The organism is Nostoc sp. (assembly GCF_036917095.1).
In the GTDB taxonomy this organism is placed as follows: domain Bacteria; phylum Cyanobacteriota; class Cyanobacteriia; order Cyanobacteriales; family Nostocaceae; genus Nostoc.
The window spans coordinates 82,598-100,674 of record NZ_JBALFH010000021.1 but is presented as its reverse complement, the minus strand read 5'-3'; the positions used below and the strand labels follow the sequence as shown (position 1 = coordinate 100,674).

General features: G+C 38.8%; 8 protein-coding genes. All 8 read right to left on the bottom strand.

Annotated features, from left to right (window positions below; all coding sequences use genetic code 11):
* Window positions 1–28 precede the first annotated feature (28 nt).
* Window positions 29–1,093, bottom strand: a complete 1,065-nt coding sequence (locus V7L01_RS10090) for an LLM class flavin-dependent oxidoreductase (protein WP_335034303.1) — start codon at window positions 1,091–1,093, stop codon at window positions 29–31.
* 231 nt (window positions 1,094–1,324) lie between these two features.
* The gene (locus V7L01_RS10085) at window positions 1,325–5,959 is read right to left on the bottom strand and encodes a type I polyketide synthase (RefSeq protein ID WP_335034301.1); all 4,635 of its coding nucleotides are present in this window, start codon (window positions 5,957–5,959) and stop codon (window positions 1,325–1,327) included.
* Window positions 5,960–5,989: 30 nt separating this feature from the next.
* The gene (locus tag V7L01_RS10080; RefSeq protein WP_335034299.1) at window positions 5,990–8,770 is read right to left on the bottom strand and encodes a non-ribosomal peptide synthetase; all 2,781 of its coding nucleotides are present in this window, start codon (window positions 8,768–8,770) and stop codon (window positions 5,990–5,992) included.
* 48 nt (window positions 8,771–8,818) lie between these two features.
* Window positions 8,819–10,075 (bottom strand): diaminobutyrate--2-oxoglutarate transaminase, encoded by a 1,257-nt coding sequence (ectB, locus tag V7L01_RS10075; RefSeq protein WP_335034298.1) that lies wholly within the window; start codon window positions 10,073–10,075, stop codon window positions 8,819–8,821.
* Between the two features lie 101 nt (window positions 10,076–10,176).
* Window positions 10,177–10,941, bottom strand: coding sequence for a class I SAM-dependent DNA methyltransferase (locus V7L01_RS10070; protein WP_335034296.1), 765 nt, complete (start codon window positions 10,939–10,941; stop codon window positions 10,177–10,179).
* A gap of 123 nt (window positions 10,942–11,064) precedes the next feature.
* On the bottom strand, window positions 11,065–11,949 hold the full coding sequence (locus V7L01_RS10065) for a cupin-like domain-containing protein (protein WP_335034294.1): 885 nt from the start codon (window positions 11,947–11,949) through the stop codon (window positions 11,065–11,067).
* 64 nt (window positions 11,950–12,013) lie between these two features.
* Window positions 12,014–13,396, bottom strand: coding sequence for a condensation domain-containing protein (locus tag V7L01_RS10060; RefSeq protein ID WP_335034292.1), 1,383 nt, complete (start codon window positions 13,394–13,396; stop codon window positions 12,014–12,016).
* Entirely contained in the window at window positions 13,393–18,057 is a 4,665-nt protein-coding gene (locus V7L01_RS10055) for an amino acid adenylation domain-containing protein (RefSeq protein WP_335034290.1), read from the bottom strand. The genes V7L01_RS10060 and V7L01_RS10055 overlap by 4 nt, the downstream gene beginning before the upstream one ends.
* Window positions 18,058–18,077 lie beyond the last annotated feature (20 nt).

The window sequence follows — 18,077 nt, the reverse complement described above, 5'->3', positions numbered from 1 at the left end:
AAATCGACTATTCAGAGTAATTAAGCATTTATCTCAACGATGCCATCTTTTCTTGATTACACATATCTTTTAACTCTTTCAGGTGAGTCAAGCCCGTCATCACAGAGTCAAAATTGGGATTAAAGTCAATCAAACAAGCAACTTCATCAACACCAACTTTTTGTATTTGTTCGATCATTTGCATACAGCTTGCTTTTGACCCAATTAGAGTTTTTCCTTTGAGCAGTCCTTCGTAAGCAAATCGTAAAAGGCTATTAATATCTGCTTCTGTAAACTTTTCTAAGTTGACTTGCAAACCAGCATTTCTGGCAAGATTTTCTAGCAGATCGATATGCACTTTCAAGTAATTGTAAAAAGGTTCTCTGACTTCTTCTTTTACTATATTATAGTCTTCTCCTACAAAAGTATGTAACATCATTGCTACTTTGCCAGATTGAGGATCGTGACCATGTTTAGCTAAAGATTGACGATATAAAGATATTTGTAGGGCTACTTCTTCTAAAGTCCCTTCCAACAAATAGGTTAATATGTTAGCACCTATTTTGCCAGCTTCAACAAATGTCGCGTTTGATTTACATACAATCCAAATAGGTAGCTTATGCTGTATTGGTCGGGGAAATGTCTTCACTTTGAAAAGTTTGCCAGTAACATCTTTGAGTTCGACTTGTTCGCCTTCCCAAAGCTGCTGGACTGTTTGAATTCCCTGCCACATTGCTTCTCTGCGGTTTGCATGATTCTCACCAGAAAGTACAAAGTCATCTACTGTCCAACCAGAAGCAAAACCAAGAGCAACTCTACCATTTGAGAGATTATCAACTACAGACCACTCTTCTGCAACTCGTGCTGGATTATGAAGTGGCATGACCAGACTACCAGAGCGTAATTGAATTCGCTTAGTAATCATTGCCAAAGCTGTACTGGTTAGTGAAGGGTTGGGGTAAAGTCCTCCAAATGAATGAAAATGACGCTCAGGAGTCCAAATTGCTGAAAATCCATTTTTATCAGCATATTTGGCACTTTCTATTAATAAATTATACTTATTACTTTGAGTGGTTAAACCATTACCAGAAAAATAAAATAAGCTAAATTCCATGATTAAAATCCTCAATTTATGCAAAAAACTATTCAATTTTTAATTGGATTATTAGCAAAATTCAAGATAGCAATACTAAATGAGCGATAAATATTGGGTTTTAGTCATTGACAGTCAATAGCCTCGACTAATTTCTTACAACTAAAATAGAATTGCTATACTACATAATGCTACAACACAGAAAAGATCCTGTTGATTTCATCAGCTTTTCAAGTTTATTCAACTGGAGAGCTATACTAATTCTTGTTGAATTTCTTCTGGTGACAGGTTTCTAACTTCTTGTAATAAAGCTGCCATTTCTGAGAATTCTTCTTGTTGGGGTTGCGTTGTAGCAATGAGTACAGCGAGTCCAGCCACAGTTGGAGCATCAAAAAGAATACTTTGTAAGGGCAATTCCACTTGAAAAATTTCTCGCAGACGTGAAGTCACCTGAACCGCTAATAAGGAATGTCCTCCCAATTCAAAAAAGTTATCGTTAACACCAACTTTTTCGATACCAAGTAGCTCTTGCCAAATACTGACAATCTTTTCCTCAATCTCATTACTAGAAGCTATGTATGCTGTTTGCAGATTTGGTCTTAAATGCTGCGATAGTATATCTTGAGAATTGTCTGGATTCTTTAGAGATTCTCGCTTCAGCCATGTGTTGAGCCTAATTTGTAAATCTCCTGGTGAAACAATGAATTGACCTGCTGAACCCATTGATAAAACGCGCCCAGAAACATCCCACGCCTCTTTGGGGGTCATTACCAATTCATTCAAATCTGCTCCAAATGCAATATTTGTTTCTGATTTCTCTTCATACTTTACAGCATCCCAATTGACACTGAACCACGGAACAGAGCTTGTCTGATTAAGTTTGTTAACAAAGGCATCAGTGAAAAGATTAGCAGCAGAATAGGCAACAAGTCCCAGTCCTCCCACAACAGAGGATAAAGAGGATTGCACCAGACAAAAATCTAGTTCTCTCTCTTGCAAAACTTTTTCTAATACATAGAGTGCGTCAAGTTTGGAGTGGAATAGTGATTCACTTTCAGTTTTACTAATCTCTTGAATAGAGAAAGTTGACTTTTCGTTACCCATTGGTGTTACATAAAACACTCCATTAATTCTATTAAAGTACTCATAGGACTGATTAATTGCTACTTGCATTTGTTCAACATTGGCAACATCAGCCTCAATAATTAGCAATTCTGTACCTAACTCTTCTAACGCTAGGATTTTTTTGATGTAATTACTAATTGCATCTTGTTCATTGTGAGTTATTAACCATTCAGACCATTCATTTCTTTGAGGTAGCCCTATATTCCCAATCAGGATCAACTTAGCTTGTAATGTTTGAGCTAGATACTCTGTAAAGGTTAAACCAAGATTTCCTGCAAGGTCACCCGCAATCAAGTAAATTCCTCCTGTTTTAAGTCTAGTTGTTTCTTCTACAACTTCTGGAATTTGGGTAGACTCAAAAATTTGTATCCATCGATGACTACTACGGTAAGCAACAACCAAGTCATTTGACTGGGCTGTAAATTCTACCATGAGTTGTTCTATGATTTGGTTTTCTTTGAAGTCTCCTGATTCTGGAATGATGATATCAATGTTGCGACAGGTAAGGTTTGGATACTCTTGGGGAATGACTTTACAAGGCCCTAGTACTGTCGCTTTTTCGGGAATCAATTTCTCTTGTGCGATCGCATCATACAGATTATTGGTCACGACCATGATTTCAACAGAGGTCGTAATGTTCTGTTTACTGAGTGCTTGTGCTATGTACAGTAAACTGTAAAAACCGATTTGATGCTTTCCAAAGCTGGAAATTGCTGATTCTGACTCAATGTTGGCGGTAATGCCCCAAAAATGAGCAATGGTTTGTGGAATTTTTTCTATTGCACGCAGTGCTTGAAACAAGGCATCATAGTCATGTCGCCGTTGAGGATTGATTGTGTAAGCGCTCGCGCTCAGTTGGCTAAATTCTTCTCCTACCATTACAGTAATCACTTCTTGACCCTGTTGCTCCAACTGTTGGGCAATTTGTGAACCCAATTGACACGAGTCCAGAAAAACTAGCCAGCACTGCTTTTGCTTTGTCAGCTTTGCTTTGTGAAAAGGTTCAAGTAACTTTGCTTGTTTCCAGGTAGGAAGATAAAACCAGTCGGAAATATTGGGTTTTTTGCTGAGTTTAGTTGCACGATGATTGCCATCGTTGGTTTTGTTTAGCTCAATCCAATAACGCTGGCGTTCAAAAGGATATGTCGGTAATGGGATTCGCTGCCTTTGCTCAAACGCATAAACCCTATCCCAATCTACCTGTACCCCTGCTAGCCAAAGACGCCCCAACGTGTTGAGTAAAAATTCCACATCGGATTGTCGGTCTTTTGGATGGCGCATTGAACTCAGGACAATTGAATCATGAGTTTGTTGTTTGGCAAAAGTATTTAAAGTTCTCCCAGGCCCAACTTCCAAGAATATTTGCTCTGGTTCTTTAATTAACTCAGAAATTCCTGTAGCAAAGCGCACCGTGTTTCGCAAATGTTTTGCCCAGTAGCTAGGATTGGTTGCTTCAGCAGCAGTAATCCAAGTTCCTGTCAGATTTGAAATGAAAGGAATTTGCGGAGGATTTAAATTAACTTTATCCACAAGCTTTGTGAATGGTTCCACGATCGCATCCATCATGGGAGAATGAAAAGCGTGGGAAGTATGCAATGGACGACACTCTATAGCTTGCTGTGTTAAACGACTTTGCAATTTAGCGATCGCTTCTACACCACCTGATACAACACACAATGATGATGCGTTAATTCCGGCAAGAGTTAGTTCCTGATTCAGCCAAGGTTGTATTTCCTCCTCAGAAAGCGCAACGGAAAGCATAGCCCCAGATGGAAGTTGTTGCATTAGTTGTCCACGACCTGCAACCAGTAGTAAAGCATCTTCTAAAGAAAATACACCCGCCAGTGTTGCTGCTACATACTCGCCTATACTATGACCAATCATTGCCGCCGCAGATATACCCCAGTCTATCCACAACTGCGCTAGGGCATACTCAATCACAAATAACGCTGGCTGGGCAATATGAGTTTGTTGTAATTGCTGTGCAGCTACTCCAACCTGTTCTTTGTCTGGATATAAAATAGTACGCAAATCAACGCCTAAATGAGATTTGAGTATCTCACAGCACTCATCGATATGTTTCCGAAATACTGTTTCAGTCTCGTATAATTCTCGACCCATATCTACATACTGTGAACCTTGACCGGGAAACATAAATACAATCTGTCGGTTACAAGGTTCTTGGTAATGAGTAAACAGCCGTTGTGAATCTAAGGTTTCTAAAACTTGTACTGCATCATCAAAATTTTGACATACCAGCATTCGACGATGGTCAAATGTTCGCCGACCCACCTGAAGAGTATAGGCTACATCAGCTAGATTTAAATCAGGATGCTGTTTAAGGTGGCTAACAAGATTTGTCGTTGCAGTTTCCAGTGCCGAACTCGTTTTCGCAGACAACAACAACAACTGCCAAGACCGAGAAGGAGTAGAAAATTGAGCTATTGGGGCTTCTTCCAGAATTACATGGGCATTCGTCCCACCAAAACCGAAAGAACTGACTCCTGCTCGACGAGGAATGCCGTTGGTATCCCACTCAGACAGTTTCGTATTAACGTAGAAGGGACTGTTGGCAAAATCAATCTGAGGATTTGGTTGTTCAAAGTGCAAGCTAGCAGGTATCTGTTTATGCTTCAGCGCTAGGACAGTTTTAATTAGACCTGTCACCCCAGCAGCAGCATCTAAATGTCCAATATTAGTCTTGACCGAACCAATACCACAGAATCCTTTTTTCTGAGTACTAGCGCGAAAAGCCTGTGTTAGGGCGGCAATTTCAATGGGATCTCCCAAAGTAGTTCCGGTTCCATGAGCTTCAATATAGGTAATTGTCTCAGAATCAACCTCAGCCATAGCCTGAGCCGCTCTAATTACCTTCGCTTGACCATCTATGCTAGGAGCTGTATAGCTAACTTTCGACGAGCCATCGTTATTAATTGCAGAACCTTTGATGATTGCATGGATCGTATCTCTATCTGCGATCGCTTCCTCTAATCGTTTCAAAACCACAATACCTAAACCCTTTCCTTTTAAGGTTCCCTGCGCCTTAGCATCAAAGGCACGGCAACGTCCATCAGGAGATTCAATCCCTCCCTCTTGATACAAATAACCACCAGTTTTTGATATTGAATTTCCTCCAGCTAGAGCAATATCACATTCACCACTCAGCAAACTTTGGCAGGCCAAATGTACAGCAACTAAAGAACTTGAGCAAGTTGTTTGCACCGCATAACTTGGCCCTTGCAAGTTTAATTTGTAAGAAACAAATGTGGTGATATAGTCAGGAGAATTTCCTTTTTCTATTTGTTTATCACCCGCAGAGGCGACAATTTCGGAATTAGAATAAATGTTAAATAAGTAACTACCTGCACTAGTACCGGCGTAAACTCCAATCGGCTTATTGTAAACCTCTGAGTTATAGCCCGCATTTTCCAGAGCTTTCCACGCATACTCTAAAAAAAAGCGGTGCGAGGGACTCATAATTTCAGCTTCTCTAGGATTAATGCCAAAAAATGAGGCATCAAACAAGTCTATGTCTTCGACTATACACTCTGCTTTGACATAATTAGGATTGCTGATTAAATCCGGGTCTATACCTAAATCTTGTAGTTCTCGATCGTTATAGAAATGAACTGACTCTATTCCGTCTCGAAGATTTTGCCAAAAATGCTCAATATTTTGAGCATTTGGAAAACAACCGCTCATACCTATAATAGCTATTTCTAGCCCAGTTTTTTGACTCAAAAAGTCTACAGATTTGTCCATTATTTTTATCCTTTTATCAAAAAAGTATTTTTATGTATTTTGCTTTTTTCTTTGTGCTAGGCGTTGTTTTAAGCGACCTTTACCAGCTTCTATTTTTTCATTTTGTTCATTACTTTCGTCATCAAAAGAGCCATCTCTTGTTTCTTGACTTAAATACTGTGATAGAGAATTGATAGTCGGATACTTAAATAGGTCAACTATTGCTAAATCAACTTTTAAGATTTCCCGCAATTTGCTCAAAACCTGAATCATAATTAAAGAATGACCACCAAGATCGAAGAAATTATCTTGGATACCTACTTTCTCTAGATTAAGTGCCTGCTGCCAAATACTTGCAATCAAACGTTCCGCCTCATTTCGAGGCATCACATAAGTAGTTTCCAATTCTGAGCGCATATCTGGTTTAGGCAACGCCTTGCGGTCTACTTTCCCGCTAGGTGCTAATGGTAAATTTTCCAGAATCACTAAGGCAGAAGGTAGCATATAATCTGGTAACTTTTCTGTCAAAAAGCTACGCAACTCATTCATGGTCAGGGCAAGCCCTGTATTCGCAATTACGTAAGCAACTAATTGATGATTACCCCATTCTTCCTTGTAAGCTATAACCACTGCTTCCCGTACAGAAGGATGCTGTGCGACTTGTGCCTCAATTTCTCCCAGTTCAATGCGGAAACCACGAATTTTTACCTGGTGGTCAATACGCCCTAGAAACTCTATGTTGCCATCGGATAACCACCTTCCTAAATCTCCAGTTTTGTAGATTAAATCTTTGCGGCCTCCTGGCAATACCTTTGTACCAACTGCAAATGGATTGGGAACAAAACTAAAGTTGGTTTTTTCTTCATTTTTCCAATATCCATCACCTACGCCAATCCCGGATACACAAATCTCGCCAGGAATACCAATTGGCACTAAATTCATTTCTGAATCAACAATATAAATATTTAAATTTGCTAAGGGTTTACCAATAGGAACTGTTCTTTGATTGTCTGGTAGAGGCTTGTCAACTATAAACTGAGTAATATCATCCGCTGCCTCAGTCGGGCCATAAGCATTAGCAACTCTGATTGATGGATACAAATTCAACCACTGATTTACCTGCCTTACTGCTACTGGTTCTCCAACTACCATCATCCACTTGAGGTCAGCTAATACTCTCTGGTAATTCGACAATTGAGAAGTATAGTCTAATAATCCTTTAAATAAGGCTGGTACTAACTCAACAACAGTAATTTTTTGTTCTTGAAGCACTTTAAACAGTTTCTCAGGAAGCGCAACCGTTTCAATATCTACGATTACTGTTTTACCGCCAATTAAAAGTGGTGCTAAAAATTGCCATACAGAAATATCTGTTGAAGAAGGAGCACTTTGTAGAAAAGCAAATTCTTCAGTTAATTCTAACTCATCGAATTGAGCATAGATATGATTAATTGCTCCATCATGCCTCACAATTGCCCCTTTAGGAAATCCAGTTGAGCCAGAAGTGTAGAGCATATATGCTGGATCGGTTGCTACATTGCTATCTCCTAAGTTGTCTTTCAACAAACCATCAAAATCGTGCCGATCAAAAATGTTAAATCTGACTTGTTTCAATAATTCTTGATGCTGAGGGTTAATGTCTAAACAAATTAAACTTTCTAAATGTGGACAATTTTCAATTAACCCCCCCAAACTGGTGAAACAGGAAGAGTCTGTTAAAATAACTCTGACTTCGCTGTTAGCTACCATGTATTCGATTCTATTTAGCGGATAGGTACTATCAATCGGAACATAGGCCCCACCAGATTTATATATAGCAAGTATACCTATGAGAAAATTGATATCCCGGTCTTTTAAAATTCCAATGAACTCTCCTTTTTTAACTCCTAAAGTTCGTAAAAATCTAGCAATTTGATTGGCTTTTTCATTGAGTTGTCGATACGTTAAGTGCGTCTGCTTAAAAACAACAGCAATATTATCAGGTGTCTGTTCTACTTGTTTTTCAAATAAACTATGGATTGTCTGATTAACTGGGTAGTTTTTAGTATTATCGTTAAATTCTTCTAATAGTTGTTCTTTATCACCTTCATTTAAAAATGCAATTTCAGATACTCTTATATATAAGTTTTTAGCTATATTTTCAATTATATTGGTCAAGTAATTTATAATTTTTCTAACATTGTCTTCCGTAAACAAGTCATTATTGTAATGCAATTGACCTTTAATTGAATTTCCTTGGATCTCGAAAGCAAATGTTAAATCATTTTTTAAGCTTGCTATATTTTGGAACCGATGTATGTTCTTTAGTAAAATTACTATATCAAAAATAGGGCAGCGGTTTGGAGTTTTTGGTATATTTAACAATTGTATTAAGTCATCTAAAGGATAGTTTTGATGAATGTATGCTTTGATTGTTCTTTCTTTAACTTGGAGTAGAAAATCTTTAAATATAAGTTGATGATTCACATTCAAACGCAGAGGAATCACTTTATTAATTAAAGGCTCATCACTAGCTTCTGGTTGATAAATGGGAGAGCCGAGAATTACATCATTATTCCTGGTAGACTTTTGTAAAAATATACTAAGTGCGGTGAGCAGTACTAAATAGGTAGATAAGTTAGAGTTTTTAGTCAAACTCAAAATTGCTTGAGACAAGTCACTTGATAATTCAAAACTGAGCGAATTTTTATTACCTGCGTAAATAGGAGGTCTTACATAATCTGTAATAAGATTTGTCTCTGGTAGTTCTCCAGATAATTCATTTAACCAAAAAATCTTCTCGGTAAATAAATCTTCAGCTATCAAGTTCTCTCTAATTTGAGTTGAAATCATCACTTATCACCTTAGACTTTTTTGAATTGCCACTTAGTCATCAAAAATTCATTTAGACAAACAGTCCTCAAAAGCTTGCTTAATGATTAAACATCCCTTTTGTAAGGTCGCCATTTCAATTGTCAAAGGTGGCAGAATTTTGATAACAGTATCATTTCTACCTACCCTTTCAATTATTAAACCTAGTTCAAAGCAACGTGATGTCACCTCTTTAGCAAAACTTCCACCGCCAAAATTAGCAACATCAATACCCCAAATCATTCCAATCCCCCGGATTTTTATATTTCCATTGATTGCTGCTATATTCTCTATTAAAAAATGTTTTAAAAATAACTCTTTTACTTTTACATCCTGTTCAAGATTGGTACTTTCTCTATACTCTAAAGCTGCTGTTCCCCCCACAAATGCCAATTGATTGCCTCTAAAAGTGCCAGTATGTTCACCAGGCTCCCAGATATCTAATTCTGGCTTAATTAATAATAGAGACATTGGGAACCCATAACCACTGATAGATTTTGAAAGTACAATCATATCAGGGACTATATCTGCTCGTTCAAAAGAGAAAAAAGACCCAGTTCGACCACACCCAACTTGAATATCATCACAAATTAATAAAATTTCATGTTTGTCACATAACTTTCTTAGTCGTTGTATCCATTCAATTGGTGCGACAATAATTCCTCCCTCAGCTTGCACAGTTTCAAATATGATGGCTGCCGGTTTTTCAATCCCAGAGTTCACGTCATTTAATACCGATTCCATAAATTCTATTGTGTCAAAGCTTTCCATAAATCCATAAGGATAAGGCATAAAGGTGACACTATTGGATGTACCAATTGCCCCAGATCGAATGGCGGTATTGCCAGTAATCGATAAGCTACCTAATGTCATGCCATGATAAGCTCCCATAAAGGAGAAAATTCCTGGTCTTTTTTTAATTTTTCGCGCTAATTTTAAAGCAGCTTCAACAGCATTGGTTCCCGTAGGTCCGCAAAACTGAATACGATAATCTAGCTGTTTTTTACTTAGTATTACCTCATTAAACTTAACTAAAAACTTCTCTTTAGCTGAAGTATACATATCTAAACCATGTGCTATTCCATCAGCATCTAAATATGACATGACTTTTTGTTTTATATAGTCATGATTATGTCCATAGTTTAAAGCGCCAGCACCAGCAAAAAAATCTATGTATTCTTCACCTGATTCAGAATAAATAATGGAACCCTTAGCCCGATGGAGTACGGATGGAAAATTACGACAATAGCTTCTGACCTTTGATTCACACTTTTCAAAAATATTCATAGAATTAATGGAATTACTTCCTTGGTTTGCGGCGAGAATACTGTTGTTATGATAATTTTCACATTTTGCCAGTATGGACGCAAAAATGAATAAAATCGAGCTTATCTAATGATTGGCTTGCGGCAAGAGAAAGCAACACCAGGTTGTCTATCTTTTGAAGGTTTTATGTCTTTTTCATAGTCATAACAACTAATTTCTGTAAAGCCTACATTTTTCAAAGCACACTGAATTTCTGCTATTGTAAAATGTTTGTTACAAATAGTATAATTTGAACGGTGCCATCCCCCATCTATCAATCTAAACAAGCTAGTGCGATATTCAACTACTCTTTCTTCTGGGTGAGTAGAAGCTATTGTAGCTCTGACATACTCATCTTTAATCTCAGCATGCTCCCCTATCCTTTTCTCATACGGATACGATTCTTCCACGAATACATTAAATACGAAAAGACCATTTTCTAGCAGTGCATTATACACATTATGGAAGACGCTTGTTAGTTCTTTAACCGTTAATATCTGGTTTAATGACATCTGTGAAAAGACGCCATCAAAGGTAGGTGGTAATTCAAATGATCGGGCATCTTCAAGGAGCAATTGACTATTAGGGGCGTTTTCGCGAGCGTAGTTTAATAGCGCTTCTATTACATCAATCCCAGTTGTTTTGTAACCTCTGCTCTCAAGCTCTTTTAAAAAGCATCCAGTTCCACAACAAAGATCAAGAATATGCGCTTGTTCTGGAAGATATTGGAGAAATAATTGTTCTAAAAACCTCATCGTTAATTGAATATCTTCCGGAGTTTTACGCTGGTTTTGTATTGCAGCAAAAACATTATAAAAATCTGCTGGAGTAGGACTGATAAAAGACATAAAATATTTCTCCTATTTTCAAAAAAATTAAACTGAGGTGGTGACAAGCAATCTAAAAAAAATGAAGCTCATCATAATTTTTACTGTCTTGTATGTTATGTGAAACATAAATATATTTAGTTTTCAAGAAATATAATTAAGATAGCTTTTATAAAAGTTAAAAACCATCTGAGGAGGTATTTTAAAGACTAATCCCACTAAGAGTAACAAGTTGTAATATGAGTTTTTGGCTGGCATTCCACGCATACTAGCTGCTAGAGCATCTAAGACACTTTTTTCGGTGTGCCAATCGATATTAAAAGAAATCGATGTATCTAAACTTCTAACATGATGCAGTGTACCAGGAGGCATATATAAAATATCACCAGGATTTACAATAAATTTAATTGGTCTTGCATATTTGTATTGAGGATATTTATTATAATCTGGTTTTTCTGGATCGATCAGAAACCATCGCCAGCCCTTACGATAACAATATTTAGTATCTTCAGGTAGTAATATTGTAAATTGTTTACGTCCAAGAATTTGAAAAAAAATATTGTTCGTGAGAAGACAATCAAAATGTAATGGTGTAATACTCTTAGAAGCTCCGATAAAAAATTGACAGTAACGCCACCATTTGTAATGGTACCATTTTGGCAAATAATCTAGAGGAAACGGTTGAACATCTTTTATTAGTGCAGGTATTAAACTAAATAGTGGTAGATCGTGACAATAAGGCGGCAATTCATTATCATGAGGATTTTTCTCAAAATCATTTATTATTTTTGCATATTCTTCTATAGTGACGCTAGATAATTGTATTCCTTGAGTGCTACTAAATTTTTTAGCATAAATTTTCATCTGAGGAGAGAGATTTTTGAAATATTCTATTGACCATTTATCAAAACTATCCCAACTTTGAATGACACCGGAGATAATAACTGGTTTTCCTTTTTTAACATATTCTGTTTGAAATTCATCGTTGCCAATTTTATATCGACGTTCTATTTCGTTGGAAACAATCATAATTTTATTTCTATTTTTTCACTTGATATGTGTGCTTACTCGTTTAGACTACGTACTTATTTTTTTAAACAAAGCTAAAGTTAATCTCTTTTTCTAATCTGGACGCTAACTTCTGTTGATTTAATGTCAATAAAGATAAGTCCTGAAGGCGTACATCAGGATTATTTGCCATACCTTGGAGTAAGATTTCAATATCCTGGAGAATTCCGGTAATTGTGGCAGCATCAAAAAGCTGGCAATCGTAATTAATTCCAATCACTAATTCTGAGCCTGGGTAGCCAATAACATTGAGGGGATAGTTTGTCTTGTAAAAACCAGTCACTTTGAGCAACTCTAAATCTTCCTGACTGTTCTGTAAAACCTTAGTCATTGGGTAATTTTCAAACACCACAATGCTCTTGAATAAGGGCATACCTCGTGGCACTTCGCTCCACCCTTGAATCTCTACTAGTGGGCTGTACTCATACTGACGCATCTCAACCTGCTGAACTTGAAGCTCCTTTAAGAAGGCTAGTAAATACTGCTCAGAGGGAAAATTGACACGAACTGGCAAAGTGTTAATGAACACCCCCACCATCGACTCTACTCCCTCTATGTCTACTGGACGACCAGAAACGCCACAGCCATAGACCACTTGGTTTTGACAACTGTAACGACTCAAGAGAATAGCCCAAGCTCCTTGAAATAGTGTGTTCATCGTCAGTTGATGCTGCCGTGCCAACGACTGTAGTACTTCTGTAGTTACTACTGATATCTTGATTTGTTGTTCATCATATTTCTCTTCTTGACTGGACAAGTTTTCCAGGTAAGTAAGAGGAGTTGGAGCTTTTATACCATTGAGCATCTGTCGCCAGAACACCTCAGCTTTAGATAAGTCTTGTTTTCGTAACCAGGCAATGTAGTCTTTGAAGGGACGACAGGGTGCAAAAAAGATATGTTGACTCTGAGAAAGCTTTTTGTATATTTGAAAGACTTCTTCAAGCACCAACGAGCCTGACCACCCGTCCAAAATTAAATGGTGTTTGCTCCACACAAATTGGTAAGTATCTTCTGCCAGATGAATCACAGTTAAACGCATCAGTGGGGCTTGAGAAATATCAAAACCTTTTTGGCGATCGCTGACAAGAAAACTACTTAAAGTCTTTTCTTGTTCAACTGGATCTATTCCCCGCCAATCGTACTGCTCTAGCGGCACTTTGACTTGTTGATGTACAACTTGTAGCGGTTTATCAATTTCTTGCCAATAGAAGCTAGTACGTAAAATTGTATGTCTAGCTGTTACTTCTTGCCAAGCACGATCAAAAGCAACAATATCGAGATGACCACGCAGAGTAAAGCTAAACTGGATCAAATAAAGTCCTGTTTCAGGAGCGTACAAACTGTGGAATAGAATACCATTCTGCACCGGAGAGAGTTCGTAGATATCTTGAACATTTTCTGTTTTCATTTGCTTGTCTTCCCGCTCCCTCGGTTGATTTTTGTTAGGAACTGTTCCAGGTCTTTTTGACTCAAGTTTGCTTCTGGAAAGTCAGAAGGTGTATAACCTCCCGCTTCAGGAGATTGACAATGGGTAATCAGCGATCGCAATGCCTTGATAAACTCTTGAGCTAGTTGTTCAATGGTAGTTCGTCGATGTATCTGTTCACAGTACGTCCACTCTAGTTGCAGCTGACCCCCAAGTACAAATCCGTTAATATCTATCAAATAGCGTCGGTTATCTTGCAGGCTGCGGCTAATACCTACAGTTTGGTTGACCAGCTTAAACAGTGATGATTTAGGTAGAACTCGATCAAACTGACCCAGGTAATTAAATCTCACCTCTGGTTGGGGAAGATTTTGCAATTGTGTAGTTACTGAAGAGTCCATATTTAGATAACGCAGTACCCCATAGCCAATGCCATGATTTGGGATGCTCCTGAGTTGTTCTTTGATAGCTTTTAGCGCTTCTCCTGGCTGGGAAATTCCTTCTAAGGTGAGTAGCACAGGGAAAATAGTAGTAAACCAGCCAACTGTCCGCGATAAGTTGATATTGTCAGTTATGGATTCTCGTCCATGTCCCTCTAAATCTATTAGCACCAAACTGCTTCCTACCCACTGAGCAAAAGCTTGTACTAATGCTGTCAGCAGTACATCGTTGATTTGGGTGTGATAAACCGTTGGCACATCCTGCAATAATGCTTGAGTTTCTTCAATGCTAAGAGAGACTAATACACTACGACTCAATGCCACCGTGTTAGCACCGTCAGGATCATCTACAGGTAGAGGTGAAATGGACTGATGGGATGTTTGTAACCAATAGCGTAACTCTTGCTGAAGTTGAACTGTCTGGGCATACTCTTGAAGAAAATTAGACCACTGCTTGAAGGAAGTTGTTTTTGCGGGTAGCTTAACTTTTTCTCCCTGACTGAGCTGCTGATACACTTGCTGAAAATCTTCCAGCAAAATTCGCCAAGAAATACCATCCACCGCTAGATGATGAATTACCCACAGCAGGCGTTGTGGCTGGTTGTCACCGAAATTAAACCGCGCCATACCCATAAGCAAACCTTCTGTGATGTTCAGGCTCGTCTGTAGTTGAGTAGCAGAGGTTTCAAAGGCGATCGCTTGTTGCGTGACTGACAATGCTGATAAGTCTGCATAGGAACAAGGTATGGCTTTAAGTTCATCCACTCCCGCGTTCATTTGCTGCCAACCTGATTCTTGAGGGATAAACTTTAAGCGTAGGGCATCATGGTGCGATCGCAAGTGCTGTACTGTTTGCTCCAGTAAGTCTGGGGAAATTTCTGATGTTACTTCCAGTAGTATGGATTGGTTCCAGTGATGTGAATTGCCCAACTTTTGCTCAAAGAACCAGTGCTGAATTGGCGTCAGAGGGAATGAACCCGTTACAGCCTCTTGTTCAGCCTTTGTAGTTAAAACAGTACCTGCTATTGCAGCCAATCCAGCAATAGTCGGGTTCTCAAATAATTGCTTCGGGGTTAGTTGTAGACCTGCTTGGTTGAGTTTGGCGATGATTTGAATACTAATAATCGAATCTCCACCCAGCTCAAAGAAGTTGTCATAAACTCCTACCTGCTCAAGTTCCAACACCTCAGACCAAATCTTCGCGATCGTTTCTTCAATGGGATTGCGAGGAGCAACAAATTTCCCGGCTAACTCTGGTTTAACACTCTCAGGATTAGGTAATGCTTGACGGTCTACTTTACCGTTGGGGGTTAGAGGTAATGCTTTCATCTGCACAAAAGCAGTAGGTAGCATATATTCCGGCAGTTTCTCCTTGAGGAAGTTTCGCAGGTCGCTAACCACAGATTCAGATTGCTGCTTTGAGACAAAATAAGCGATGAGACGTTTGTTACCCAAATTGTCTGGTCGTGCTAATACAATGCTTTCTTGGATGGCAGGATGCTGTCTTAGTACTGACTCAATCTCGGCAAGTTCGATGCGGAAGCCGCGAATCTTAACTTGGTCGTCGATTCGTCCCAAGAATGCAATGTTGCCGTCGGGGAGATAACGAGCTAAATCCCCAGTCTTGTAAAGGCGAGAGTACTTCGTACACGCTTCGCGATCGCAATTGTCTTCTTTGGCTCCTTTGGATTTTTGGAAGGGGTTGGAAATAAACCGCTCGTTCGTCAGTTCTGGGTGGTTAAGATAGCCCCGCGCTAAACTATCTCCGCCAATATAAAGTTCTCCAGCCACTCCCAGAGGTACGGGTTGCAGATAATTGTCCAGAATATAGACTTGAGTATTTGTGAGTGGACGACCGATGGGCACATAATCAGATTTATCTTCCATTGGCTCACCTTCAAACATGAAGGTTAAAACCCCCACAGTTGCTTCTGATGGCCCATAGTGGTTGAAGATTTGACACTCTGGTGCGTATTGCTGGAGTTTTACAGCTAATTTCCAATTTAGCGCCTCTCCACCTAGTATCAAGCGCTTTTTAGGTAGGATTTTTTCAGGTCGGGACGCACTTAATAAAGCATCTAAGTGAGATGGAACAATTTTAAGACAGTCAATGGTGTGGCGATCGCTATAATCTGCTAAAGCCTCTGGACTAGTTGCCCGTTCCTGGGAGATGATGTGAAGACATCCCCCTGCACATAAAGCGGGAAATATCGCTGTATTACCTAAATCAGCAGCAAAGGTGGAAACGGTTGCAAAGCTAGCATTAGCAGGCAAATCTAATTTCTCTTGAATACTATGTAAGTAGTTGAGGAGTTGTCGATGCTCAACAGCTACACCTTTGGGCTTGCCGGTGGAGCCGGAAGTGTAAACTACATAAACCAAATTTTCTGGAGTTGCAGCTTTTTGCAGATTCTCATCTGACTGTTGACCAATTATACCCCAATCGGTGTCTAGACAGATGCTCGGCACTTCTACTTTAGAGAACAGATGAGTTAAGTGCTGTTGGGTCAAGATCGGCGAGGAATCAGCATCTTGCAACATGAAAGCTAGACGCTCAGATGGGAGTAAAGGGTCTAAAGCAAGATAGGCTCCACCCGCTTTCAAAATTCCCAAAAGACCAACTATCATTTCCAGGGAGCGCTCGACGCACAGGGCCACAATTGTTTCACAACTAACGCCTACGGTTTTTAGATAGTGGGCAAGTTGATTAGCACGGGTATTAAGCTGGGCGTAAGTTAGTTGCTGATTTTCATAAACAACAGCGATTTTCTCTGGATAACGCTCTACCTGCTGTTCAAATAGCTCGTGGATGCATTGATGTTGGAAGGGCTTGGTTTGGGTTTTGTTAAATTCAAATAGCAGTTGCTGGCGCTGATCGGGGCTGAGAATGTCTAACTGGGCGATTTTATTTGTGGGATTATTAATCGCACTAGTTAACACAGAGTTGAATTGGGCTGCCAAGCAATCGATATCTTGGCGAGTAAATAAGTTGGCATCATAGTGTAACTCTGCTGTTAGAGAATCATCGCCTTGCAAACAGGAGAGTTTGACTTTGAATCGCTCAATACAACCGTACTGCTTGTCAATAGAAAATGTGACATTATCAGCCAAATACTTCGTAGGCTGCGATCCAAAATCAAAGGCAAATGGGAAAAATGACAATTCTTGACTCTTCCCATTACTAGAGACAATTTCTTCCCAACTAAAAGTCTCTTGCCATTGAGAAACATCGTTAATCTTTTTCTCTATTTGTGGCAATATTTCCGCAAATGTCGCATTTTCATCGAAATCAGCAGCGACAGGGAGATATTTGGCCAGTAATCCAATTGCTGGCTTTAATTCTTCATAATTTCTGCCGTCACAGCAAATTGCGATCGCCATATCCGACTTATCGAGCAGACGCCAAATTAATATCTGCCAGCAAGCCACTAAGACTGTCGCTACACTCACAGCATTTGTCTGCGCCAATGCTTGAATATTATTTACTATATCTGGATGGAAGTGAATATCAATAAATTCAGGTTGAAAGCCGATGTTGCTAGGCAGGGATTTTTCTCTAGGTAACTTTCCTTTCAATAGATTTGAGACATTCTGTTTGCGCCAATACTCTCTAGCAATTTCCGTATCTTCTTCTTCAAATAATTCAATCTGCCATGCGGAAATATCTGCATATTGCAAAGGTTCATTTGCTAATTCTTGTTGATGCAAACAAGCAGTGTAAGCATCACTGATTTCTCGCACCAGATTATTAGTTGATATTATATCTGCACAAAAAGATGGTAAACCCAGCAGTAAAACATTTTTAGTTGGACAGAAACTAACTAAACTTATATCTAAAACAGCACCATTTTGCCAATCAAATTTTATCTGTTTATATAACTGAAATAAATTAGAAATTTCAGTTTGTTGCTTTTTGAAATCTAAATCATAAAATTTATAGCGATTAATAGTTACCGAACTATTCTTACGGATAACCTGCAAAGGAATGTTCATTTCCTTTAATGCCTGCAAGTTAGTCCGAAGAATTTCGTATCTATCAACAATTTTTTGTAAGGCTACTTCGAAAATTGAATATTTGATATCTCCTTCAATTAAGACTGCACACTGAACACGATAATGCTGGCGATCGCCTTCTTGTGCCAAGAGCCATAAACGCTTTTGTTGAGGTGAAATTTGGAACCCTTCTATAGCAGAATTTTGCATATTTCCCATCCATCACTAAT